Consider the following 23,003-nt stretch of genomic DNA (forward strand, 5'->3'; position numbering starts at 1 on the left):
TCTGTGATTTTGTTAACAGGTGCATTTTGGCTTAGTTAATATTTATATTGATTCATTAACCATGATATTGCGTTGGATCTCTTGCTGCATGTGATGTAGCTAGCTTACCTCCTACCTTCAAACAAGGTAGAATACTGCTAGTCTTATCGCATGGAGCGCTAAATGAAACCCATGAAAAATCTTGCTCAATATTACGTGGATCTACTCGTAAAGTTGGGAATTGTCCGCTTTTCTATCTTGCTCGCCTTAGCGCTTGTTGCCCTCGCCGTTGTTGTGCAGGTCGGCATAACCCTCGCACTCAAAGGTAATGTTGATGATATCGACATTATTCGTTCTGCTTTCTTCGGTTTAGTCATTACACCGTGGGCGGTTTATTTTCTTTCAGTGGTTGTTGATCAACTGGAAGAGTCTCGTCAAAGATTGGCGAAGCTGGTTTCTAAGCTTGGCGATATGCGTGAGCGAGACCAAGAGCTAAATAGCCAGTTACAACTTAATATCGAGAAGCTTAATCAAGAAATTGAAGAGCGAGAAAAAGCGGAAGAAGCACGTGCTGAAGCGATGCAGGATTTAGAAAATGAGGTGTTTCAGCGTGAACGAACTCAGCTTGAATTAGCAGAACGTACCGCACTCCTGCGCTCGTTTATCGATGCTTCACCCGACCTTATCTACTACCGTAATGAAGATGGTGTGTTTTCAGGTTGTAACCGCGCGGTTGAAGAACTCACTGGAAAAACAGAAAAAGATCTGGTTGGTTTGACACCTTGGGATGTATACAGCAAAGAGATCGCTCAACAAGTTGTTGAAACTGATAAGAAAGTTTTTGCTGATAATCAGGCTCTGACCTATGACCAATGGCTAGAATACCCTGATGGGCGTAAAAGCTATTTCGAACTGCGCAAGGTGCCTTTTTACAGCAAAGATGGGCGTCACTTGGGCTTAGTGGGCTATGGCCGTGATATTACTGAACGTAGAGAACATCAAAAGTCGCTAGAGAAAGCCAGTCGCGACAAGACCACGTTCATTTCAACCATTAGTCACGAATTAAGAACGCCGCTCAACGGTATTATTGGCTTGAGCCGCATGCTATTAGATAGCCAGCTGACTACCGAGCAGCGCAAGCACATGCAAACCATCAAGGTGAGTGCGGTGACTCTGGGTAATATTTTTAACGACATTATTGATATGGACAAATTCGATCGTCGTAAGCTTGAGTTATTCCCAACGCCGATCAACTTTGAAGATTTTGTTGTCGAGATCGAAAGTATTTCTGCATTGATGGCGGAGCAAAAAGGGTTGAGGTTTGATTTAGAAAGATTATCCGACCTTCCTGCTGCGGTTGAAGTGGATGGTACTCGCCTGAGACAAGTGCTGTGGAATCTCGTCAGCAACGCGATGAAATTCACCAAAGATGGTGGTGTGGTAATGACAGTTAGCGCCGATATTGATGGCGACTTTGCCAACATTACTATGGAAGTGGAAGACACCGGCATTGGTATACCTGAAAGTGAAATCGAGAAGATCTTCGCGATGTATTATCAGGTGAAATCTGGAACGGATAATCTGCATGCGGTGGGGACAGGTATTGGCCTCGCGGTATCTCAGCAGCTGATCAACATGATGGATGGTCACATCGAAGTAACCAGTGAAGAAGGTTTTGGCAGTACCTTTACCGTTTCGATTCGAGTTCCTGTCAATCACGACACTCAAGCACTCATTAAAGCACCAAGAAAGCAGTCGCATCTTAAGATCTTCATGGTCGAAGATATTGAACTTAATATCACGGTGGCTCGCTCTCTACTTGAAAGCCTGGGTCACGAAGTGACAGTGGTGATGACAGGTAAAGAGGCTCAAATCGTATTCAACCCACAAGACTACGATTTGGTGTTGTTAGATATTCAATTACCTGACATGACAGGCTTTGATATCGCCCAGTATTACCGAGAGAAATACAGTCAGTTACCGCCTTTGGTCGCATTAACCGCGAATGTTTTAAATAACAAGCAAGAATACCTACAAAAAGGCATGGATGAAGCGATCAGTAAACCACTGTCTGTTCGTGCTATTCAAGATGTGATCAGTAAATTGATCGAAGGTGCTCCCGAGGTTATCGAGAAAGTAGCAGAGGATACGCCTACTATTTCATTGGTTGACACCGCTTTGCTTGATATTGATATGCTAGAGTCTTACGTTGATATTGTTGGGCCGAAACCGGTTTTAGATAGCATAGCGATGTTTGAAGATATGATGCCGGAGTATATGGAAATATTGAACTCTAACATGGTCGCGAAAGATCAAGCCAGCATCGTTTCTGAAGCGCATAAGATTAAAGGTGCGGCAGGTTCCATTGGCCTGAAGCGTATACAGCAAGTCGCTCAGAAAGCGCAATCTCCCGATCTGCCTGCGTGGTGGGAGAATATTTCAGATTGGGTAGATGAAATTAATAATGAATATCAGAATGACATTGAAGTCCTAAAAAGTTGGTTAAACCAAAGGTAGAAGAATAATGAAAAAATTAGCACTTTCCGCATGTGTGTTGGCATTAGCGGGTTGTTCTACGCCACAAGTAGAATGGCAAAAAGGTACTCAGGTTGAAGTCTCAACCGCGATAGTCACAATGAAAAGCAACCTTTGGCTAAACAAAATGCCGATGATTGGAGAGGATCAAGATGAGACTTTGCATGGTGTTATTTATCTAGAGTCAACCTCTCAATTACCAGCAACGCTTGCTGTCGAAAGTGTTACAGTTAAGCAGGGGGCGGATACCTTACTGGTGACTGCCGACGATCTTGATTTGAGAATTCAAAGTGAAACTCAGTGGGAAGTCGCTTTTGTATGGCAGCTAGATATCGAAAGTGAGAAAGCTGTTGATGTTGCAGTACAACTTAGAGATGGCGAAATCGTAAAGTGGCTAGTGGAGAAAGATGTGAAGGTTGATACAGTCTACTAGACCTTTCGGATTCATGATCAATAAAAAAGGGAGAATGCGTTGGCATTCTCCCTTTTTAATAACGATTGATTATGCTTCTGATGTTAGAAGTGCTAACCGGTTAGAAGAACTAAACGGGCAGAAGCGTAATCAAATTAGTCTTCTAGGTCACCACAAAAGCGGTAGCCTTCACCGTGAATCGTTGCGATGATTTCTGGCGTACCAGAAATAGATTCAAAGTGCTTACGAATACGACGAATTGTCACGTCTACAGTACGATCGTGTGGCTTAAGCTCACGGCCAGTCATCTTCTTAAGAAGGTCTGCTCGTGTTTGGATCTTACCTGGGTTCTCACAGAAGTGAAGTAGAGCACGGAACTCTGAACGAGGTAGCTTGTAGCCTTCGCCATCTGGACTAACTAGAGAACGGCTATTGATATCTAGTACCCAACCGTTGAACTCGTACTTTTCAACGCTACGCTTTTCTTCTTGAATAGAGCTAGTGCTCATTGAACGGTTAAGAAGATTACGTGCACGAATAGTCAGTTCACGAGGGTTGAAAGGCTTAGTGATGTAATCATCAGCCCCTATCTCTAGGCCAAGAATTTTATCAACTTCGTTATCACGACCTGTTAAGAACATAAGCGCTACGTTTGCTTGCTCACGTAGTTCACGCGCAAGTAGTAAGCCATTCTTACCTGGAAGGTTGATGTCCATAATTACAAGGTTAACTTGGTTGTCAGATAGCACTTGGTGCATCTCTTCACCGTCGCTAGCCTCAAAAACAGCATATCCCTCTGCTTCAAAAATACTCTTTAGAGTGTTACGAGTTACTTGCTCATCTTCAACGATCAGAATCTGCGGGGTTTGCATTTGGCGGTACCTAAATTTGTGACGAAACTGTGCTAATAGAATAAATTCTAGGCAAAAACATAACATACAGGTAATGTAATTTTGATGATAACTTAAAGTTTTCAAAAAAACACTTACTTCCAGTTATCTGCCTTCCTTGAAGTATTGCCCAATAACGTAGATCCAGTACGCCTTTTAATCATTCTCTTAGTGATTGTAGAGGATTCTATAATGTTAACAGCATGCTAACAACGTGAGAATGTTAATTCCATTCACTTTGTTGATTTACATCAATTGCCGAATCGCAACAAACTTTAATAGTATGGCTACAACTTAACCGATATTATGGTTGATTATTTAATAGCAAACCAGAATGGTTATTCGCGATTGTTCTCATATCTGACTTGTTTAAGACATGAGAATGAACCAAGGAAGCCAAGTTGTTCTGATAGTCTAGTAGATAAATATGCTTAATCAAATTTTTATTCATTATTGAATTGAGCATAATATGATGAAAACAAAGGATTAAATTTAATAACATATAAAAGCATAGAGGTTTACCTTGTTTTATAGGTAGCGCCTTACTCACGGAGGATATATGCACGATATAACACCAGACTTATGTGATGAGTTTGAAAGCAAAGTTACCCAATTGAACCTGCCGCTACAGAACTTTGGTCAACGTGGTGCGTTCTGGGGAAAAATTGTAACAGTTCGTTGTTATCACGATAATTCCAAGGTTCGCGAGGTTTTAGAGACCGACGGCAGCGGCAAAGTGCTGGTTGTTGACGGAAATGGTTCGTGTCAGAAAGCGCTGCTTGGTGACCAACTTGCAATTCTCGCGATAGAAAATGGCTGGGAGGGCGTGATTGTTAATGGTGCTGTGCGTGATGTTGGTATGATGTCGCAAATGGATTTGGGCGTTCAAGCTCTAGGTGCATCACCATTCAAAACTGAGAAGCGTGGTGTTGGCCAAGTGAACGTGACGCTGACAGTACATAACCAGTTGGTGCAGCCTGGTGATTACATTTATGCAGATTGGAATGGCGTGTTAATTTCGTCGGAGCTGTTGCTTGAATCATAACGGCTATTTGATTCGCAATTGTTAATGGGTAACAAGCTTATTGAATTAGAAGCGAAACCCTAATCCGACTTCAACACCTTGCTGCCACTCTTCATAATCAAGGGTGGCATGCAGATCTAAATTATCAGTAAGTTGTACTCGGCTTGAAACTTCTGCTGCTACCGAATTTTCGCTGTTCTCTTCTTCATCTTTATAGGTATGCAACGAACTGTTGAAAGAGACCTTTTCTGAGAATTGATAACTGACACCACTCAAGAATCCGCTTTCATATTTCAGTGAAGCACTGTTGATACGTGTACCGACATAAAGATCGACATCAGCAAACAAGCTATAAGAGTAGCCACTGTCGATCTTCCAAGTGTCGAAGCTTTCACTCGAGGCATTTTGAGTTGAAATAAAGAATTTATGAGAAGATCGATCGATTTGAGCGGGTAGTAGAGGCAGGTTGCTCAACAGAGGCAAGCTATTTGCTGAACAAACAACAGGCGCAGCAAAGATTAAAAGAATAAGCAATCTCTTCACTTCCCCACTCCTGATACCATTATTGTTGTTTTAAAAACGTTATCGGTTAATTAAAGCACAAAACCTGTACGTTCGCCGCCCAAACGATATGTAAATTTGTCATGACTTTATATGAGCCTAGTTACCTTTCTTGTTCTGAAGGGGAAATCCAGTATCTGAATTGAAGGTGTAAACGGGGTGTTTTATCCCTTAAATGGCGGTTTGCTCTGAAAAACGGTGTGAATGTAAAAAAAACGCAACTTTTCATTGACGTCTAGTGGTAAAAATTGATACACGTAGAGTAAAGCACAAGCAGAGAATTTGATATGCAGCACGTAAGCCACCTAGTAATGACCACAACCATTATTATTACCGACATTAACATTGTTGGGGCAGGCTGCTAAGTAACGGATTTTAAAAAAAAAGGCCTGTATCCAACAAGATACAGGCCTTTTTTTGTACCATTTTTATGACTTATGGAGAAAGGGATGCGCGTTTTAAAGTTTGGAGGTTCATCATTAGCTGATGCCGATCGTTTTTTACGAGCGGCTGATATCATCGCTAATAACGCCCAGCAAGAAGAGCTAGCTGTTGTACTGTCGGCTCCAGGAAAAACAACCAATAAGTTGGTCGCTGTTATTGAAGCTGCACTGAAACATGGTGAAGCCGATACGCAAATTGCAGAGATCGAATCATCATTTGTTTCACTGTTTACAGAGATCAAAGCCGTCGTTCCTTCTATCGATGGTTCGGCATTCCAAGAGCAGGTCGATACCTCTCTTGCTCAGTTGAAGCAGTTCGTGAACGGCATCAATTTACTTGGTATGTGCCCGAACCACGTCAATGCTCGCATCATCAGTAAAGGTGAGCGAATCTCTATCCAGTTAATGAAAGCGGTACTTGAAGCAAAAGGCCAACCAGCAAGCCTGATTGACCCAGTTCAATACCTATACGCTAAAGGTGATCACCTTGAAGCTATGGTCGATGTGGATGTGTCAACTCAGAACTTCCGTCAATCGCCACTTCCACAAGGTCACGTGAACATTATGCCGGGCTTCACTGCTGGTAATGATAAAGGCGAGTTAGTCACGCTTGGCCGTAATGGCTCTGACTATTCTGCTGCGGTATTGGCGGCATGTCTTCGTGCCGATTACTGTGAGATCTGGACAGACGTAGACGGTGTTTACAATTGCGACCCGCGTTTAGTACACGATGCTCGTCTTCTTAAGTCATTGAGCTACCAAGAAGCGATGGAGCTTTCTTACTTTGGCGCTTCAGTTCTTCACCCGAAGACTATCGCGCCTATCGCACAATTCCACATTCCTTGTCTGATCAAAAACAGCTTTAACCCTCAGGGTGCAGGTACTTTGATAGGCCAAGACACTGGCGAAGATAACCTAGCAATCAAAGGTATTACGACGCTAAGTGACCTAACGATGGTTAACGTATCAGGCCCTGGCATGAAGGGCATGGTAGGCATGGCAAGCCGTGTATTCGGTGCGATGTCTTCTGCTGGCGTTTCTATTGTCCTTATTACTCAATCTTCTTCTGAATACAGCATTAGCTTCTGTATTGAGTCAGCAGATAAAGTAAAAGCGAAGCAAGTACTGTCTGATGCATTTGAACTTGAACTTAAAGATGGCCTATTAGAGCCAGTTGAGTTCATGGACGACGTAGCGATTGTAACGCTGGTGGGTGACGGTATGCGCACTTCACGCGGTGTTGCTTCTCAGTTCTTCTCTTCTTTAGCCGAAGTGAACGTGAACATTGTTGCTATTGCTCAAGGCTCTTCAGAGCGCGCTATCTCTGCGGTTATCCCTGAAGATAAAATCTCAGAAGCGATCAAAGCGTGTCACGAGAACCTATTTAACTCTAAGCACTTTCTTGACGTCTTCGTTGTGGGTGTTGGCGGTGTTGGTGGCGAGCTGGTTGACCAAATCCAACGTCAACAAGGCAAACTGGCTGAAAAAGGCATCGTGATTCGCGTATGTGGCTTGGCAAACAGCAAAGGTTTGTTGCTAGACAGCGATGGCCTACCGCTAGAACAGTGGCGTGACCGCATGTCGAGCGCGACAGAAGAATTCAGCCTAGCTCGTTTAGCGGCTCTGGTTCAACGTAACCACATCATCAACCCGGTATTGGTTGATTGTACGTCTAGCGAAGATATTGCGGCGCAGTATGCAGACTTCCTAGCGGCAGGTTTCCACGTGGTAACACCAAACAAGAAAGCGAACACAGCAAGCATGGCTTACTACCATCAGCTTCGTGAAGTTGCACGTAACTCACGTCGTAAGCTGATGTACGAGACAACAGTAGGAGCAGGTCTGCCGGTAATCGAAAACCTACAGAACCTAATTTCTGCAGGTGATGAACTTGAGAAGTTCAACGGTATCCTTTCTGGTTCACTGTCTTACATCTTTGGTAAGCTTGATGAAGGCATGACGTTAAGCCAAGCAACCAACATTGCTAAAGATAACGGCTTTACTGAGCCGGATCCTCGTGATGATCTGTCTGGTATGGATGTCGCGCGTAAGCTGCTGATTCTTGCTCGTGAAGCTGGCATGGCACTTGAACTTGAAGACGTTGAAGTTGACCAAGCATTGCCACCAGGTTTCGATGATTCAGGTACGGTTGACGAGTTTATGGCTCGCTTGCCAGAAGCGGATGCTTATTTCAAAGAGCAGTCAGCTATCGCCGCAGAAAAAGGTAAAGTACTTCGTTATGTTGGCGAGATCGCTGAAGGTAAATGTAAGGTTCGTATCGCTGCTGTTGATGGCGACGACCCGATGTTCAAGATTAAAGATGGCGAGAACGCTCTGGCATTCTACAGCCGTTACTACCAGCCAATTCCACTCGTTCTACGTGGCTACGGTGCAGGTACTGAAGTTACAGCAGCAGGCGTATTCTCTGATGTGATGCGTACTCTTGGTTGGAAATTAGGAGTTTAGGAATGAGTTCAATTGATATGGATATTGTCGTTTATGCTCCGGCATCAATCGGTAATGTCAGTGTAGGTTTTGATGTGCTGGGGGCCGCTGTGTCTCCAGTGGATGGCACATTGCTGGGTGATCGAGTCATGGTTAAAGCTGGTGACCAACCATTCTCACTAAAAACAGCAGGCAGTTTTGTTTCTAAGCTGCCAACTGAAGCAAAAGAAAACATCGTCTACGACTGCTGGGTGGTATTCTCGAGAGAGCTTGATAAAAAAGGCGTTGCGCTAAAGCCATTGGAAATGACACTCGAAAAGAACATGCCTATCGGTTCCGGTTTAGGATCAAGTGCATGTTCAATTGTCGCGGCGCTTGATGCGCTAAACCGTTTTCACGGTCAGCCATTGAATGAAACTGAACTGCTTGCTCTGATGGGCGAAATGGAAGGTAAAATTTCAGGTGGTATTCACTACGATAATGTTGCGCCATGTTACCTTGGTGGTGTGCAGCTTATGCTTGAAGAATTAGGCATCATTAGCCAAGAAGTTCCATGTTTTGATGATTGGTATTGGGTAATGGCTTATCCGGGCATTAAAGTATCTACGGCGGAAGCGAGAGAGATCCTACCATCTCAATATCGTCGTCAGGATATCATTGCTCATGGGCGCCACTTAGCGGGCTTTATCCACGCGTGTCACTCAGGTCAACCTGAACTGGCGGCGAAGATGATCAAAGACGTGATCGCTGAACCATATCGTGAGAAACTACTTCCAGGGTTTGCTGATGCTCGTAAATACGCGTTATCGGCAGGTGCATTAGCTACTGGTATTTCTGGTAGTGGCCCAACTCTATTTAGCATTTGCAAAGAACAAGATGTCGCCGAGCGTGTTGCACGTTGGTTAGAACAAAATTACGTACAAAATGAAGAAGGATTCGTCCACGTTTGTCGCTTAGATAAGCAAGGTTCGATCGTTACAGGAAGTGAGTTATGAAGCTGTACAACATCAAAGAAAATGACGAACAAGTCTCTTTTGGCCAAGCCGTTCGTCAAGGTTTAGGTCGTAATCAAGGTCTATTTTTCCCATCAGAGCTGCCTAAGTTCGATGACATCGATGCACTACTTGCAGAGGACTTTGTCCCTCGTAGTTCAAAGATTCTTTCTGCTCTCATTGGTGATGAGTTACCAAAAGAGACGATTGATCAACTAGTGGATGCGGCATTCCAATTCCCAGCTCCGATCAACCAAGTGAAAGACGGTGTTTACGCACTTGAACTGTTTCACGGTCCAACGTTAGCATTTAAAGATTTCGGTGGCCGTTTTATGGCTCAATCTTTGGCAGCGGTTTCTGATGGTGGTCAAATCACAATCTTAACGGCTACATCGGGTGATACTGGCGCTGCTGTTGCGCATGCTTTCTACGGCATGGAAAATATCAATGTTGTGATCCTTTACCCGAAAGGCAAGATCAGCCCACTGCAAGAAAAGCTGTTCTGTACACTAGGTAAGAACATCCACACTGTCGCGATTGATGGCGACTTTGATGCGTGTCAGGCACTAGTAAAAGACGCGTTTGACGACGCTGAACTGCGTAAAGAGATTGGCTTGAACTCAGCAAACTCAATCAACATCAGCCGTTTGATGGCTCAGATTTGTTACTACTTTGAAGCGGCTTCTCAGCTGACTAAAGAGCAACGTGAAAATCTCGTTATCTCTGTACCAAGTGGTAACTTTGGTAACCTAACGGCTGGTCTATTGGCTAAAGCTCTAGGTCTACCAGTTAAGCGTTTCATTGCTGCAACTAACGAAAATGACACGGTTCCTCGTTACCTAGAAACAGGTCAATGGGATCCAAAACCGACCGTTGCAACAACATCGAACGCGATGGACGTAAGCCAACCGAACAACTGGCCTCGTATCGAAGAGCTTTGCCAACTGAAAGGTTGGGGCTTAGATACACTAGGCAAGGGTAAAGTATCTGACGAGCAGAGCGCTGAATCAGTACGCGACCTAAAAGCACAAGGTTACCTATGTGAACCACATGGTGCGATTGCTTATCGTCTATTGGAAGAGCAACTGCAAGAGAACGAAACTGGCTTGTTCCTATGTACAGCGCACCCAGCGAAGTTCAAAGAAGTGGTTGATGACATCCTAGGTTCTGATATTGAACTGCCTGGCCCACTAGCAAAACACGCGGCGATGGAGTTGTTGTCTGAAGATCTTGATAACGATTTCGAAGCGCTAAAAGCAGTGCTTCGTCGAGTTCAACCGTAATGTACATTTGTTTTTTGAACAAATAAAAACGGCGCTCAATGAGCGCCGTTTTTGTATTCTAATTTAAGCTCTATAAATTATAGAGACTCAGTGAACGTACGTGCGATAACGTCACGTTGCTGTTCAGTTGTTAGAGAGTTGAAACGTACAGCGTAACCCGATACACGGATTGTTAGCTGAGGGTAGTTCTCTGGGTGAGCAACTGCATCTTCTAGCGTTTCACGCTTAAGAACGTTAACGTTTAGGTGTTGACCACCTTCGATGCGTGGTGCTGCTTCGATTGCAACTTCACGGCTTTCGTACTCGCCTAGGTCTGCAGCTGAGATAACTTGGTCAGCTTCGAAACCTGCAGTAGCAACAACGCAACGAGCTTCATTCTTCTCGCTATCTAGTAGCCAGATTGAGTTTAGTAGGTCATCGTTTGCTGCTTTAGTAATTTGAATACCTTGGATCATAACTATCTCCTAGTCCACTGAACGTGGTTTGATTATGGTGTTAACTTTCGATTTTTATTGAGCTGGGTAATATATACCTAATGTTTGTAAGGTTAACATTGATTTAAGTCAAAAAACAACCAAAAACCATATTTTTACAAAGGTGATTATATTGAGGTAAATCAATAAAACCTTTGAAAACAAAGTAATTACAAAATATTTTAAAGTATAAAAAATATTTAACAGTCTTATTTGGTGTAATCTTACTACATTTGTTGTGTTTTAATTGAACTACAACCGATATGACCCTTTATTTATGATGCATTCTGAAAGTGTAAAGTGATTTAATGACAAACAAAATTTCATCCTCAAAACCTGAGACAAATATTAAATTTATTGGCGCTCACGTGTCGGCGGCGGGCGGTGTTGATCAGGCACCCATGCGTGCGCGTGAGATCGGAGCTAATGCGTTTGCACTGTTTACTAAAAACCAGAGACAGTGGGCCGCGAAGCCACTAGAAGCCAAAACCATTAGTGCCTTCAAGGCCAATTGCAAAATGTTGGGCTTTGCTGCTGAACATATTCTTCCTCATGACTCCTATCTGATTAACCTAGGGGCGCCTGAAGAAGAGAAACTCGAGAAGTCACGTGCTGCTTTTATTGATGAAATGGAGCGTTGTAATCAACTTGGATTAACGCTACTGAATTTTCACCCGGGTAGTCATTTAAAGAAGATCTCAGAAAGTGAGTGCTTGGCTAAGATCGCCGAATCGATCAACTTAGCTCATCAAGCGGTGCCAGATGTGATCGCAGTGATCGAGAATACGTCTGGACAGGGGAGTAATCTTGGTTGGAAATTTGAGCACCTAGCGGAGATCATCGATCAAGTAGAAGATAAGTCGCGTGTTGGTGTGTGTTTAGACACCTGCCATACCTTTACTGCTGGTTATGATTTACGAACAAAAGCAGCGTGTGACCATACTTTTACCGAGTTCGACCGCATTGTGGGCATGCACTATCTAAGAGCAATGCACATCAATGATTCAAAAGCTGAGTTCGCGAGCCGAGTCGATAGACACCATTCTTTAGGAAAAGGCAAAATTGGCTGGGATTGTTTTGAGTATATTGCTTCTGATTCTCGCTTTAATGGTATCCCTCTTATCTTGGAAACCATTGATTCGACGATCTGGAAAGAGGAAATTCAACAACTTAGAATGTTTCATCGCTCAGCAACGCTAGCGATCGAAGAAGCGTAATAGTAGAGGGGGAAATTTATTTCCGTCTATTTCTAAAAATTGGCACCTTTTTTTCATAGTCTTAAAGTGAATATGTAGTTCACGAAGTCTTAGAGGAGGTGCCTTTATGTATTCAATCACCCAAACTTCAATTTTTGCTGTCGCAAGTCGTTTACCAACACCAAACCGTCACGTGCATAACCACGGCCACCACCGTACGCAGCAGAAAAGTGGTTAATCGAGTAAACACAACTTGAACTGATTATTATGATTCATCAACAAGTGAACCCTACACATCATGTTTATTGATAGCTGTATGAGGTATAACTAGAGCCTTATTTAGGACAGTTAGCCGATACAGCTATTTTTTTGTCTGGCGAAAGCCTCTAGAAACCTTGATGATTGGGAAGTAAACGATGAGCGCACCAAAGACTTGGGAATCCATTATTAATGATGAACGTGACAAAGAGTACTTTCAGAGTGTCCTCGCGTTTGTTGAGCAGCAACGTAATAGTGGGAAAACCATCTACCCGCCACAAGAGCAGGTGTTCAATGCTTTCGATATGACGCCTTTCGAGTCTGTGCGAGTGGTTATTTTAGGTCAAGATCCTTACCACGGTGCCAACCAAGCTCATGGCTTAGCATTCTCAGTGCTTCCTGGTGTGAAAATTCCTCCTTCTCTGCGCAATATGTACAAAGAGCTTGCACAAGATATAGAGGGATTTGAGATCCCTAATCATGGTTATCTCGATTCTTGGGCATCGCAAGGGGTGTTGATGCTGAACACAGTCCTTACCGTAGAAGAGACAAAAGCACACTCACATGCTAAGTGCGGTTGGGAAACGTTTACCGATGCCATCATTGCTGAGCTGAACCAGCGTTCTGAGCCAATCATCTTCTTACTGTGGGGCGCGCATGCCCAGAAGAAAGGCCAAGCTATTGATTCGGAAAGGCATCATGTATTGACGGCTCCGCATCCATCCCCATTATCAGCACGCCGCGGCTTCTTTGGCTGTAAGCATTTTTCATTGACTAATAAGATACTATCCTCAATCGATCAAAACCCTATCGATTGGCGTTTACCTAATGAAGTATAGATAGACTGGTTGTTTTCTGAGCAGAGTCAAACCATAAATTGGCATCTTCGTATACACTGATAAATAGTAGGTGTAATGGAGTCAATATTATGATGATTGAAAGGATAAGACGAGAGCATGGCTATATGGCTCGCTTGCTCGCGATTCTCAAAAATAAACTTGAATTACTTAAGCAAGAGCGTGAAATCAACTACAGCCTTATCGCTGAAGTGGTTCATTATTTGATGAATCATTCTGATAAGGTGCATCACCCTAAAGAAGACATCATCTATCGTTATTACCTCAATAAGTATGGTAATGATCAAGCCATTGAAGATCTTGAACTAGAACATCAATTGCTTGCCGAGAAAACCGCTGACTTTTTAGGTGTGGTGGATATGATTCTTCAAGATGCCGTCGTACCTCAAGAAGTCTTTATTGAACAGCTTGAAGAGTTTGTTCATACCCAGCGCAAGCATATGGAGTATGAAGAGAAATACGTTTTGCCCATGATCATTACACTATTCACGGTGAAAGACTGGCAAGAGGTGGAATCACAATGGTCTCAACCTGAAAATGATCCTGTATTCGGTGATACGATTGCAGATCAATATCGCCAGTTAGCTGATCGAGTTCGTCAAAATGAGCAAGAGTGCTTATAGCGCAAGCGAGTCATTATATTTGATCGCGTGAGTTTGCTATAAAAAAGCAGCGCTATTAAAAAGGCGCTGCTCTAAACAATAAAAAGGCACCATTAAGGTGCCTATTGTGCTATCCACTTGTACTGCTCAAAGCTTTTTGTACTGGCTAAAGCTTTATATCGTCAAGGCTAAAATCGAGTCCTAAATTCATATCCATTAGTTCTTTTTGGAGTCGACGTCTGTCATTTATTTCTTCAATTTCGCGCCATTTACGCTTGAGCGGTTTAGAGCGTGTTTTTTGAGTTGCTCGACGCATTTCTAGTTCTGATACATCATCGAAGTGAAAGCTATCCATAAGTCATATCTCCTTCCGTGGGACTCGTTCCTACGAACCATTGAATATCATATTTAGGCTTACAATAACCTTGATTTATTTCTCATTTGTTTCAAGTATATGAAGATTTTGTTTTGATTTTTTATGTATGCTCACACATTGTGGTGACTTTTTTGTACAAAAAATAATCAAACGAACTTAGGTAAACGATTAAATTAAGGGGGGCGGAATGTTAATTCATTGTGCGAAAGGAATAACACTCTAACCACAATGCATTTAGCTGCGTACTGTATTGTGTAGGATGGGTATCTCGTTGCCCGAGAAAAAAACGTGGATCTTCACTATACCTTGTAAAACCTAGGCTCGCGCATTTTTATAGGATGCTGTTCTTGTTTTGATTGAGGTGTGGTTTTTGTTGATATTATGTCCCGATAATGTGACTTTTGTTTGGCGAAATTGTTGAGGTTTGTGTTAACGAAAGGTGTATTATTAGTGAAATGTCATTCTTGTATGGGTTTAATTTCATATTGATTTTTAGCCCGTCTCGCTGCATTATCCGCCCGTCAAAAAATACACTGATACGTAAAATGGATGCATGAAGCGACATTTACAATCTAGATCGCAGCAAATAAATCAAAAACTAATGCCGACACAACTATTGACACTGGCATAGGTGATCTAGAGGAAGGCTCGGAAGCAAGATCAGTGCTTAAACTCAATTACGAGGTTCACGTGACAGACTTAATCAATTTGATGAACGATCTCCTTTGGGGATCTATCTTAGTTTACTTACTGGTTGGTGTGGGGATCTACTTCACGATACGACTAGGCTTCATTCAATTCCGCCATTTCGGCCACATGTTCTCTGTACTAAGAAACAGCCGTAAAGCAGACAGTGCTGGTATCTCTTCTTTCCAAGCTCTTTGTACTAGTCTCGCTGCTCGTGTAGGTACGGGTAATATGGCTGGTGTTGCAGTAGCACTCACCGCTGGTGGCCCTGGTGCTATCTTCTGGATGTGGCTAATCGCAATGCTAGGTATGGCAACATCGTTTGCAGAAAGCACGTTGGCACAGCTATACAAAACGCGTGATAACGACGGTAACTACCGCGGCGGCCCTGCATACTACATGGAGAAAGGCCTAGGCATGCGTTGGATGGGGGTTCTATTCTCTATCTTCCTAATCATTGCATTTGGTCTTGTATTCAACGCGGTTCAAGCAAACGCGATTGCAAGCGCAATGAACACGGCATTCGACCTTGAGCGTAGCTACGTTGGTGTTGGTATCGTAATTATCTCGGCATTCGTTATCTTCGGTGGTATCCGTAAGATTGCGCGTACTGCAGAAATCATCGTTCCAATCATGGCATTAGCTTACCTATTGATCGCAATGTACGTGATGTTTGCGAACATCGAGAAACTGCCTGACGTGCTGGCTCTTATCTTCAAGAGTGCATTCGGTCTGCAAGAAGCTGCGGCGGGTGGCCTAGGTTACGCAATCGCACAAGCAATGATTAACGGCATCAAACGTGGTTTGTTTTCGAACGAAGCCGGTATGGGTTCTGCGCCAAACGCGGCGGCATCTGCCACGCCTTACCCACCACACCCTGCATCACAAGGTTATGTGCAAATGCTAGGTGTGTTTATGGATACTATTGTTATCTGTTCTGCAACCGTATCAATTATCTTAATGTCTGGTGAGTATGTACCACACGGTGAAGTCACGGGTATTGAGCTCACGCAACGTGCACTAACGGCGCAAGTTGGCGAATGGGGCGGCATCTTTGTAGCGGTAGCGATTTTCTTCTTCGCTTTCACTTCAATCATTGCAAACTACTCGTACGCTGAAACGAACCTTATCTTCCTAGAGCACAACAACAAGAAAGGCCTAGTGCTGTTCCGTATTGTTGTATTAGGTATGGTTATGTTCGGTTCTCTCGCGACACTGCCAACGGTATGGGCACTGGCTGATGTATCGATGGGCCTAATGGCGATTGTTAACTTGGTGGCGATTATCCTGTTGTCAGGCATCGTGATTAAGCTAGCGAAAGACTACAACCGCCAACTCGACGCGGGTAAAGTACCGACATTCGATTCGAATGATTTCCCTGAGCTTAAATCTCAACTGGAAGACGGTATTTGGGATAACAACAAGAAATAATCTTGTTGGGGCACTAAACCGCTCACCCTAAAATGATTAGAAAGGCTAAGGTTTCGACCTTAGCCTTTTTCTTTATCTGCCATTTGTCTCATTTTGTCTATCAAAGCTCATTCTCTCTATCGAAGCTCATTCTCCCTATCAAAGTAATAGGAAGAGTCATAAAGACAAGTTGATGTTTTTTCTATACTCTAGCAGCATCCAGTTAGATAACCGATTAGGGTAAAGTTATGTTAGTTGTCGTTTCTCCAGCCAAAACACTTGATTACGAATCACCATTAGCGACGGAGCGCTTCAGCCAGCCAGAGTTTGTTGAACACTCTGCCGAGTTGATTGAAGAGTGCCGTAAGCTGACGCCAGCAGATATTTCAGCATTGATGAAAGTCAGCGATAAAATTGCAGGGTTGAACGTAGCGCGTTTTGAGCAGTGGAGTGAGACCTTTACCCAAGATAACGCACGCCAAGCCATCCTTGCTTTCAAGGGCGATGTGTATACAGGCCTAGACGCTGAAACGCTATCGGATGAAGATTTTGACTACGCACAAAACCATCTGCGCATGCTTTCTGGGTTATATGGCTTGCTTAAGCCGCTCGATTTGATGCAGCCATACCGCCTAGAGATGGGGACACGCTTGGCGAATGCTCGTGGTACTAACTTGTACCAGTTCTGGGGCAACATCATCACAGACAAGCTGAATGAGGCGCTGAATGCTCAAGGCGACAATGTGTTGATCAACCTAGCGTCGAACGAATACTTTAAAGCCGTGAAGCCGAAGAACCTAGATGGTCAAGTGATTACACCGGTATTCAAAGACTGCAAGAACGGCCAATACAAGGTCATCAGTTTTTACGCAAAGAAAGCACGGGGCATGATGGCTCGCTACATTATCGAAAACAAAGTGGACTCAGTCGAAGCGCTGACCAAGTTCGATACCGCGGGTTACTACTTCGTTGAAGAAGAGTCGAACGCGAAAGAATTCGTCTTCAAGCGTGAAGAGCAAAACTAGACGTTATTGATTAAAGGCCGTCACGCTCTATAGTGAGATGCCATCCAGATAGAGAAAAGCCCCATGCAGCGAACTGCATGGGGCTTTTTTATTGAATCGTTGAAAGCGTTAGATTACTTGTTTTTTACCGCTTTCTTTTTCTTAGCAATTTTCTTCTTCTTCGCGATCTTCTGTTTCTCTACCGCTTTTTTATCTTCTTTCTTTGGTTTCTTTTTCTTCGTTACGGCTGCTTTCTTATGTGTTGGGCGCATGCCTTCGATGAAGCGTTCTTTGATTGGTTCGTCTGTGTAACGAGCCACACGCTCAATCATCAGTTGATCGTGCGCTTCGATGATAGAAACCGCGTTGCCTTTCTTACCAGCACGAGCGGTACGGCCAATACGGTGAAGGTAGACGTCAGCCGTGCGAGGCATGTCGTAATTGATTACGTGGCTTACGTCGGGAAGGTCGATACCACGAGCAGCAACGTCAGTCGCTAGCAGTACGTTGACAGAACCGTCACGGAAACGAGCAATCGCATTGTTACGACGATCTTGAGGCATTTCGCCTTGGATCCATGCGCATGGGATTTGCGCGCTTTCAAGTTGAGCTCGGAGATCACCTAGGCGATCACGTGTCTTCAAGAACACGATGCTGCGTTCAGCTTCCTTGGTAATGATGTGTTTTAGCAATTCAAGTTTGTGTTCTGCTGTGTCAGCACGGTGATACCACTGAGTGATCTTCTTACGTTCACGCAGTGATGATTTCGCATCGATCTCCGCCGGGTTCTTCAGGAGATCTTCAGTGAAGCCTTCAACACCTTTACCTTCTAGTGTTGCTGAGAAAAGTAAAGTTTGTTTACGCCAGCGACACTCTGCAGACAGACGGTCAACAACAGGACCAAAGCCCATGTCTAACATGCGGTCGGCTTCATCTAAGATTAGCCATTCAATCGCACGACAGTCAAAGCGCTCTGCTTCAATGTATTCCATCAGACGACCAGGAGTTGCAACCACGATGTCTTGTGTTGTACCAAGGATATCAGCGTGCTCTTGGTACATTACACCACCGGTGATGGTGAAGATGTTCAGTGCCGTATACTTTGCTAGCTCACGAGCTTGCTCAGTGATTTGCATTGCCAGTTCACGAGTTGGTGTCAGGATAAGCATACGGGCAGGACCCGCTTTTTTACGAGGGAAATCCTGTAAGTACTGTAGTGCTGGCAGAACAAATGATGCTGTTTTACCAGTGCCTGTTGGCGCAGAAGCCAAAACGTCTTTTCCATCTAACGCTTGTGGGATCGCTTCAGCTTGTATCTGTGTTGGGCGTTCGTAGCCCATTTCGTCAATTGCTTTTAGCAGCTCTTGGTTTAGATCGAGTTCTGCAAAGGTTCTGATCACTGTTGTTTCTCCACAAGCAATAAATGTTTCTGCCTCAAAAAGCAGACGATAAAAAAGAGTAGTCGGACATTATAGAAGCATTAGTGATTAGGATCACATGGTATTTGCTACATCTTGAGATAAAAATCTTTAGTAAGTGCAATAAATGCTGCGCTATAACCACCTTGATGATGAATTGTCAGCGATTCACGCTGCAAATCTTGCTCGCAAACAGGATCTTTAGATAACTCAAACAAGATTCGGCTCGCGGGTTTTTTGTCTGTTGTTTTCACATCAAGACGTTTTGCTAAGTGCCAGCCACATTGTTGGGCAAGTTTGATGAAGTCTTCCCCCTCAGGTGTTGGCAGGATAAAGCTGGCGGTTGCTGAGTCTGTCGTTATATCGAAACAACGATTGGCCAGTTGAAGATGATCCAAGCTGTCACTGTGTCTAGCCGTGGCCCTTTGGCTTTGTTGTGCCTGTGCTCCAGAGTTGAAGTAGGGTGGGTTACATATGATGGCATCGAATAGTTGCGGAAAATCTGTCGTTAAAATACTGCCATGATGAAGGCAAATACGATCTTGCCAAGGCGACTGTTTAATATTGATGGCTGCGGCATGGATCGCGTGCTGATCAATATCAATGGCTGAGATTGAGGCCTCTGCGAAACGTTGTGCAACCATTAAAGCCAATAACCCTGTCCCTGTTCCTATATCGAGTGCGGATGTTTTTTTCGCAAGGTTAACCCATGCTCCGAGTAATACGCCATCGGTGCTGACAGGCATACCGCTTTGTCCACCGTAAATAGAGAATTGTTTAAAATTGAAGTTTTTGGTTTCTACTATTTTATATTTCATGAATGTTCTGGCTATCGATATATTTTAAGTGATTGGCTCTGATGTTAGTCAATTGTATAAGTAAATGTTCTGTATGACTGAATGTTGTTAAAATTTATGGTTAGTTTATAATTATGTCTATTTTTCTATATCCAGTCGAATCCACTGCTTTTTGTTTGAATATGCAAATTTATATGGTGTTTTTTTATGGTGACTTGCAGCTAGCCAAGTGTTTCGTCATTATGCGCGACTATTTTATAGATTGATTGGCAGCCTTAGGCTGTAACATTCATGTAAGCACAACACAAATTCATAAATATAATTAAGGATTATCTGTGAAACAGAGTCTTAAACTAACAGATGTATTAGCATTGGGCTTTATGCTTTTTGCGTTTTTCTTAGGTGCGGGTAACATCATCTTCCCACCTCTTGCTGGCCAACTGGCTGGTGATCATTTTCTTCCAGCGATGTCTGGTTTTCTGCTGACCGCCGTTGGTCTGCCGTTAATCACTATCGTTGCTGTTGCAGTGGCGGGTGGTTCTTGGGGGCACTTAACAAAAGATCTTCCTAAGCAAGCGGCGACTATCATGGCTGTGCTGATCTTTATTATTATTGGCCCAGCATTTGCTGCACCTCGTACCGGCCTTGTTGCCTATGAGATGGCGGTGAAACCGTTCTTCATCGATGCATCTCAAGCTCACCTTACTCTCTTTTCTATTGCATTTTTTGTCGTTACGATCTTCTTCTCATGGTCGCAAGGGAAACTAATTGATGTGATTGGCAAGGTACTAACACCAGCGTTATTCGTTGGTTTGGTTATACTAGCCGTTGCTGTGTTTGTTAACCCTCAGGGTGATATTCTTGCTGCTCATGGTGAGTACATTACGCAGCCACTAACCAAAGGTTTCCTTGAAGGCTACAACACCATGGATACTTTTGCTTCTTTGATGTTTGGTATGTTGATTGTTGAGGCTATTCGCAGCAAAGGTATTACTGATCGTACGGCAACAACTAAGTATTTAATTAGCGCAGGTTGCATCGCGGCTGCTGGCTTAGCCTTTGTCTATATCTCTTTGTTTTTCTTGGGTGCCACAAGTGCAACAGTCGCTGCGGGTGTAGACAATGGCGGCGCTATCTTAAGCCTTTATGTTCAATCGTTGTTTGGCCCTTCTGGTCAGCTAGTGCTTTCTGTGATCGTACTATTGGCGTGTCTAACAACAGCGATTGGTCTGGTATCAGCATGTTCTGATTACTTCAGCTCGCTAACGCCTCTGTCTTACAAGACTTGGGTGATCATTAATGGTGTGGCTTGTGCAACGGTAGCGAATGTGGGTCTTTCTCAACTGATTTCTCTATCGGTACCTGTGCTATTTGCACTTTACCCAGTAGCCATTGCCTTGGTCGCGCTGACGTTCCTGCGTAGTCGCTTCCCTAACCCAAAAGTGGCTTACCGCGTAGTGGTATTAGTGTCACTGCTGTTCGCTCTTATCGATGGTGCTAAAGTTGCGGGTATCGATGTATCAGCACTAGACATAATGCCACTGTTCGATATCGGTATGGGTTGGTTGCTACCAACAACTGCAGCAATCATCTGTATGTTCTTTGTTGGTAAATCAGCAGAGCAAGAGATGGCAGAAGAGACGGTTTAATCTTTCCGTCGAGATTAAATAATCACTAGACATAGAAAAGGCCTCATTACTTCGCAGTAATGAGGCCTTTTTGTATTCTGCTTCATCTTACATGAACAGGTGTTTGAGAGCGTATGTGTGCTTATAGTTTTTCGCTGTACTCAACCAGAACTTGTTCTACCCAAGTTGCGATACGTTCGTCGCTCAGTTCGTACTGTGAATCTTCATCGAGAGCTAAGCCTACGAATTGTGATTGGTCTTCTGTTAACGCTTTAGACGCTTCGAACTCGTAGCTGTCATCGTTTGGCCAGAAGCCAACAAACTCTGCACCGGCGGTTTTCAGTTCGTCATGCAAGAGCCCCATCGCATCTAAGAACCATTCGCCGTAACCTTCTTGGTCACCCAAACCAAACAGTGCCACAACTTTGCCTTTAACTGGCGTTGTTGCTATGTCGTCCCACAGTTCATTCCAATCTTCTTGAATTTCACCGAAGTCCCACGTTGAAATACCGAGCAGCAGAAGGTCGTAGTCAGCCATCAATGAAAGCGGGCTTTCTTTCACGTTATGGATATCAACTAGGTCTTCACCAATAATGCCGCGAATCTTTTCTGCTGCCATTTCTGTGTAGCAGGTGGTTGAGCCGTAAAATAATCCAATTTTCATAGCAAACGTTCGATTTTAATTTCAGATGGCGAATTCTAACCATAAATCGACTTCGATTGCAGCGATTATCCGCTCAAGTCGTAATTTTTATGGCATTCATATTTGCTCTGGCATACTCTCAAAACAGTTTCCAACATTGTGAGTAACACTATGCAGTCGCCTCAAGGGCAGAGCGCAGACCACGGTCTCGTTGAGCAGTTTTTAGATGCTATGTGGATGGAGCGAGGGTTATCTGAGAATACGCTTGTTTCATATCGTACTGATTTGTCCAAACTACTGACCTGGATGGAAAAGAACAACTACCGCCTCGATTTCATTAGCCTTTCAGGGCTACAAGATTATCAAGGCTGGTTAGCCGACGCTGAATTTAAGCAGACTTCCCGTGCACGCATGTTGTCGGCAATTCGTCGCCTGTTTCAATATTTACACCGTGAGAAAATCCGAGCGGATGATCCAAGCGCCTTGTTGATCAGTCCTAAGCTGCCACAGCGCTTACCAAAAGATTTGAGCGAAGAACAAGTGGATGCCTTACTCGAGGCGCCGGATCCGAACGATCCTATCGAGCTTCGCGATAAAGCCATGCTTGAGTTACTCTATGCCACCGGCTTACGTGTGACTGAACTGGTGAGTTTGACGATGGAAAACATCAGCCTGAGACAAGGCGTGGTACGTGTTATTGGTAAGGGCGGTAAAGAGCGCTTGGTGCCAATGGGCGAAAATGCCGTGGATTGGATCGAGACGTTTATTGAACAAGGTCGTCCTCAGCTGCTCGGTGAAAAGAGCTCCGATGTCGTTTTTCCGAGTAGGCGTGCTAAGCAAATGACCCGACAAACGTTCTGGTATCGTATTAAGCATTATGCGGTTATCGCGGGTATCGATACTGAATTGTTGTCACCGCACGTGTTAAGACACGCTTTTGCGACGCATTTACTGAACTATGGTGCCGATCTCAGGGTCGTACAGATGTTGCTTGGGCATAGTGACTTATCGACAACCCAAATTTATACTCACGTGGCGACCGAAAGGCTGAAGCAAATTCACGCTCAGCATCATCCACGTGCTTAAATCC

Annotated in this window: 20 protein-coding genes and 1 other annotated feature; of the genes, 13 read left to right on the forward strand and 7 right to left on the reverse strand. The window is 43.9% G+C overall.

What is annotated here, in order from left to right; genetic code table 11:
• Window positions 1-162 precede the first annotated feature (162 nt).
• Both arcB and OCU50_RS02310 read left to right on the forward strand, forming a co-directional pair.
• Window positions 163-2,496, forward strand: a complete 2,334-nt coding sequence (arcB, locus tag OCU50_RS02305) for an aerobic respiration two-component sensor histidine kinase ArcB (RefSeq protein WP_060467183.1) — start codon at window positions 163-165, stop codon at window positions 2,494-2,496.
• A 7-nt stretch (window positions 2,497-2,503) separates the two neighbouring features.
• A complete protein-coding gene (locus OCU50_RS02310; RefSeq protein WP_060467184.1) occupies window positions 2,504-2,947 on the forward strand; it encodes a hypothetical protein in 444 nt (147 codons plus the stop codon).
• 134 nt (window positions 2,948-3,081) lie between these two features.
• Here OCU50_RS02310 and arcA read toward each other — a convergent pair whose 3' ends face one another.
• Window positions 3,082-3,798 carry a two-component system response regulator ArcA gene (gene arcA, locus OCU50_RS02315; protein ID WP_017056076.1) on the reverse strand — a complete coding sequence of 239 codons (717 nt, stop codon included), beginning with the start codon at window positions 3,796-3,798 and terminating at the stop codon, window positions 3,082-3,084.
• 577 nt (window positions 3,799-4,375) lie between these two features.
• Between arcA and OCU50_RS02320 the strand changes: the two genes are divergently transcribed.
• Window positions 4,376-4,861, forward strand: a complete 486-nt coding sequence (locus tag OCU50_RS02320; protein ID WP_017056077.1) for a putative 4-hydroxy-4-methyl-2-oxoglutarate aldolase — start codon at window positions 4,376-4,378, stop codon at window positions 4,859-4,861.
• Between the two features lie 45 nt (window positions 4,862-4,906).
• Here the strand turns inward: OCU50_RS02320 and OCU50_RS02325 are convergent, their stop codons facing one another.
• On the reverse strand, window positions 4,907-5,383 hold the full coding sequence (locus tag OCU50_RS02325; protein WP_060467185.1) for a hypothetical protein: 477 nt from the start codon (window positions 5,381-5,383) through the stop codon (window positions 4,907-4,909).
• A 318-nt stretch (window positions 5,384-5,701) separates the two neighbouring features.
• Window positions 5,702-5,821: a sequence feature (Thr leader region), on the forward strand.
• Between the two features lie 29 nt (window positions 5,822-5,850).
• On the opposite strand from OCU50_RS02325, the gene thrA reads away from it, so the two are divergent.
• Genes thrA through thrC form a run of 3 tightly spaced genes read left to right on the forward strand, consistent with a single transcriptional unit; the run spans window position 5,851 to window position 10,564 of the window.
• Window positions 5,851-8,310, forward strand: a complete 2,460-nt coding sequence (gene thrA, locus OCU50_RS02330; protein WP_060467186.1) for a bifunctional aspartate kinase/homoserine dehydrogenase I — start codon at window positions 5,851-5,853, stop codon at window positions 8,308-8,310.
• A gap of 17 nt (window positions 8,311-8,327) precedes the next feature.
• On the forward strand, window positions 8,328-9,284 hold the full coding sequence (thrB, locus tag OCU50_RS02335) for a homoserine kinase (RefSeq protein ID WP_060467234.1): 957 nt from the start codon (window positions 8,328-8,330) through the stop codon (window positions 9,282-9,284).
• A complete protein-coding gene (gene thrC / locus OCU50_RS02340; protein ID WP_060467187.1) occupies window positions 9,281-10,564 on the forward strand; it encodes a threonine synthase in 1,284 nt (427 codons plus the stop codon). The genes thrB and thrC overlap by 4 nt, the downstream gene beginning before the upstream one ends.
• A gap of 77 nt (window positions 10,565-10,641) precedes the next feature.
• Here the strand turns inward: thrC and grcA are convergent, their stop codons facing one another.
• The gene (gene grcA / locus OCU50_RS02345; protein WP_017059315.1) at window positions 10,642-11,019 is read right to left on the reverse strand and encodes an autonomous glycyl radical cofactor GrcA; all 378 of its coding nucleotides are present in this window, start codon (window positions 11,017-11,019) and stop codon (window positions 10,642-10,644) included.
• 326 nt (window positions 11,020-11,345) lie between these two features.
• Here grcA and nfo point away from each other — a divergent pair, with 326 nt between their 5' ends.
• The 3 genes from nfo to OCU50_RS02360 all read left to right on the forward strand — a co-directional run bounded on the left by nfo (window position 11,346) and on the right by OCU50_RS02360 (window position 13,971).
• Entirely contained in the window at window positions 11,346-12,254 is a 909-nt protein-coding gene (nfo, locus tag OCU50_RS02350) for a deoxyribonuclease IV (RefSeq protein WP_060467188.1), read from the forward strand.
• 395 nt (window positions 12,255-12,649) lie between these two features.
• On the forward strand, window positions 12,650-13,330 hold the full coding sequence (gene ung, locus OCU50_RS02355) for a uracil-DNA glycosylase (protein ID WP_060467189.1): 681 nt from the start codon (window positions 12,650-12,652) through the stop codon (window positions 13,328-13,330).
• An 89-nt stretch (window positions 13,331-13,419) separates the two neighbouring features.
• Window positions 13,420-13,971 (forward strand): hemerythrin domain-containing protein, encoded by a 552-nt coding sequence (locus OCU50_RS02360; RefSeq protein ID WP_029626949.1) that lies wholly within the window; start codon window positions 13,420-13,422, stop codon window positions 13,969-13,971.
• Window positions 13,972-14,116: 145 nt separating this feature from the next.
• On the opposite strand, the gene OCU50_RS02365 is transcribed toward OCU50_RS02360, so the two are convergent.
• Window positions 14,117-14,305 (reverse strand): DUF3545 family protein, encoded by a 189-nt coding sequence (locus tag OCU50_RS02365; RefSeq protein WP_017056103.1) that lies wholly within the window; start codon window positions 14,303-14,305, stop codon window positions 14,117-14,119.
• Window positions 14,306-15,016: 711 nt separating this feature from the next.
• Between OCU50_RS02365 and OCU50_RS02370 the strand changes: the two genes are divergently transcribed.
• Both OCU50_RS02370 and yaaA read left to right on the forward strand, forming a co-directional pair.
• A complete protein-coding gene (locus tag OCU50_RS02370; RefSeq protein WP_060467235.1) occupies window positions 15,017-16,444 on the forward strand; it encodes an alanine/glycine:cation symporter family protein in 1,428 nt (475 codons plus the stop codon).
• 227 nt (window positions 16,445-16,671) lie between these two features.
• Complete coding sequence (gene yaaA / locus OCU50_RS02375; RefSeq protein ID WP_060467190.1) at window positions 16,672-17,448, forward strand: peroxide stress protein YaaA; 777 nt, start codon at window positions 16,672-16,674, stop codon at window positions 17,446-17,448.
• 113 nt (window positions 17,449-17,561) lie between these two features.
• Here yaaA and srmB read toward each other — a convergent pair whose 3' ends face one another.
• Window positions 17,562-18,827: an ATP-dependent RNA helicase SrmB gene (srmB, locus tag OCU50_RS02380; protein ID WP_060467191.1), complete on the reverse strand. Its 1,266-nt coding sequence runs from the start codon at window positions 18,825-18,827 to the stop codon at window positions 17,562-17,564.
• Window positions 18,828-18,934: 107 nt separating this feature from the next.
• A complete protein-coding gene (locus OCU50_RS02385) occupies window positions 18,935-19,663 on the reverse strand; it encodes a tRNA1(Val) (adenine(37)-N6)-methyltransferase (protein ID WP_060467192.1) in 729 nt (242 codons plus the stop codon).
• Window positions 19,664-19,977: 314 nt separating this feature from the next.
• Between OCU50_RS02385 and brnQ the strand changes: the two genes are divergently transcribed.
• Window positions 19,978-21,291 carry a branched-chain amino acid transport system II carrier protein gene (gene brnQ, locus OCU50_RS02390; protein WP_060467193.1) on the forward strand — a complete coding sequence of 438 codons (1,314 nt, stop codon included), beginning with the start codon at window positions 19,978-19,980 and terminating at the stop codon, window positions 21,289-21,291.
• Window positions 21,292-21,412: 121 nt separating this feature from the next.
• On the opposite strand, the gene fldB is transcribed toward brnQ, so the two are convergent.
• Complete coding sequence (gene fldB, locus OCU50_RS02395) at window positions 21,413-21,934, reverse strand: flavodoxin FldB (RefSeq protein ID WP_060467194.1); 522 nt, start codon at window positions 21,932-21,934, stop codon at window positions 21,413-21,415.
• A gap of 150 nt (window positions 21,935-22,084) precedes the next feature.
• Between fldB and xerD the strand changes: the two genes are divergently transcribed.
• Window positions 22,085-22,999 carry a site-specific tyrosine recombinase XerD gene (gene xerD / locus OCU50_RS02400; RefSeq protein WP_060467195.1) on the forward strand — a complete coding sequence of 305 codons (915 nt, stop codon included), beginning with the start codon at window positions 22,085-22,087 and terminating at the stop codon, window positions 22,997-22,999.
• Window positions 23,000-23,003 lie beyond the last annotated feature (4 nt).

The sequence above is a fragment of the Vibrio toranzoniae genome (assembly GCF_024347655.1).
GTDB classification, from domain to species: Bacteria; Pseudomonadota; Gammaproteobacteria; order Enterobacterales; family Vibrionaceae; genus Vibrio; species Vibrio toranzoniae.

Coding starts and splice junctions, on each gene's coding strand:
- grcA (WP_017059315.1), bottom strand. CDS start 11,019: ATGATCCAAGGTATTCAAATTACTAAAGCAGCAAACGATGACCTACTA.
- arcA (WP_017056076.1), bottom strand. CDS start 3,798: ATGCAAACCCCGCAGATTCTGATCGTTGAAGATGAGCAAGTAACTCGT.
- xerD (WP_060467195.1), top strand. CDS start 22,085: ATGCAGTCGCCTCAAGGGCAGAGCGCAGACCACGGTCTCGTTGAGCAG.
- fldB (WP_060467194.1), bottom strand. CDS start 21,934: ATGAAAATTGGATTATTTTACGGCTCAACCACCTGCTACACAGAAATG.
- OCU50_RS02320 (WP_017056077.1), top strand. CDS start 4,376: ATGCACGATATAACACCAGACTTATGTGATGAGTTTGAAAGCAAAGTT.
- arcB (WP_060467183.1), top strand. CDS start 163: ATGAAACCCATGAAAAATCTTGCTCAATATTACGTGGATCTACTCGTA.
- thrA (WP_060467186.1), top strand. CDS start 5,851: ATGCGCGTTTTAAAGTTTGGAGGTTCATCATTAGCTGATGCCGATCGT.
- thrC (WP_060467187.1), top strand. CDS start 9,281: ATGAAGCTGTACAACATCAAAGAAAATGACGAACAAGTCTCTTTTGGC.
- yaaA (WP_060467190.1), top strand. CDS start 16,672: ATGTTAGTTGTCGTTTCTCCAGCCAAAACACTTGATTACGAATCACCA.
- OCU50_RS02360 (WP_029626949.1), top strand. CDS start 13,420: ATGATGATTGAAAGGATAAGACGAGAGCATGGCTATATGGCTCGCTTG.
- ung (WP_060467189.1), top strand. CDS start 12,650: ATGAGCGCACCAAAGACTTGGGAATCCATTATTAATGATGAACGTGAC.
- OCU50_RS02310 (WP_060467184.1), top strand. CDS start 2,504: ATGAAAAAATTAGCACTTTCCGCATGTGTGTTGGCATTAGCGGGTTGT.
- nfo (WP_060467188.1), top strand. CDS start 11,346: ATGACAAACAAAATTTCATCCTCAAAACCTGAGACAAATATTAAATTT.
- OCU50_RS02385 (WP_060467192.1), bottom strand. CDS start 19,663: ATGAAATATAAAATAGTAGAAACCAAAAACTTCAATTTTAAACAATTC.
- OCU50_RS02365 (WP_017056103.1), bottom strand. CDS start 14,305: ATGGATAGCTTTCACTTCGATGATGTATCAGAACTAGAAATGCGTCGA.
- thrB (WP_060467234.1), top strand. CDS start 8,328: ATGGATATTGTCGTTTATGCTCCGGCATCAATCGGTAATGTCAGTGTA.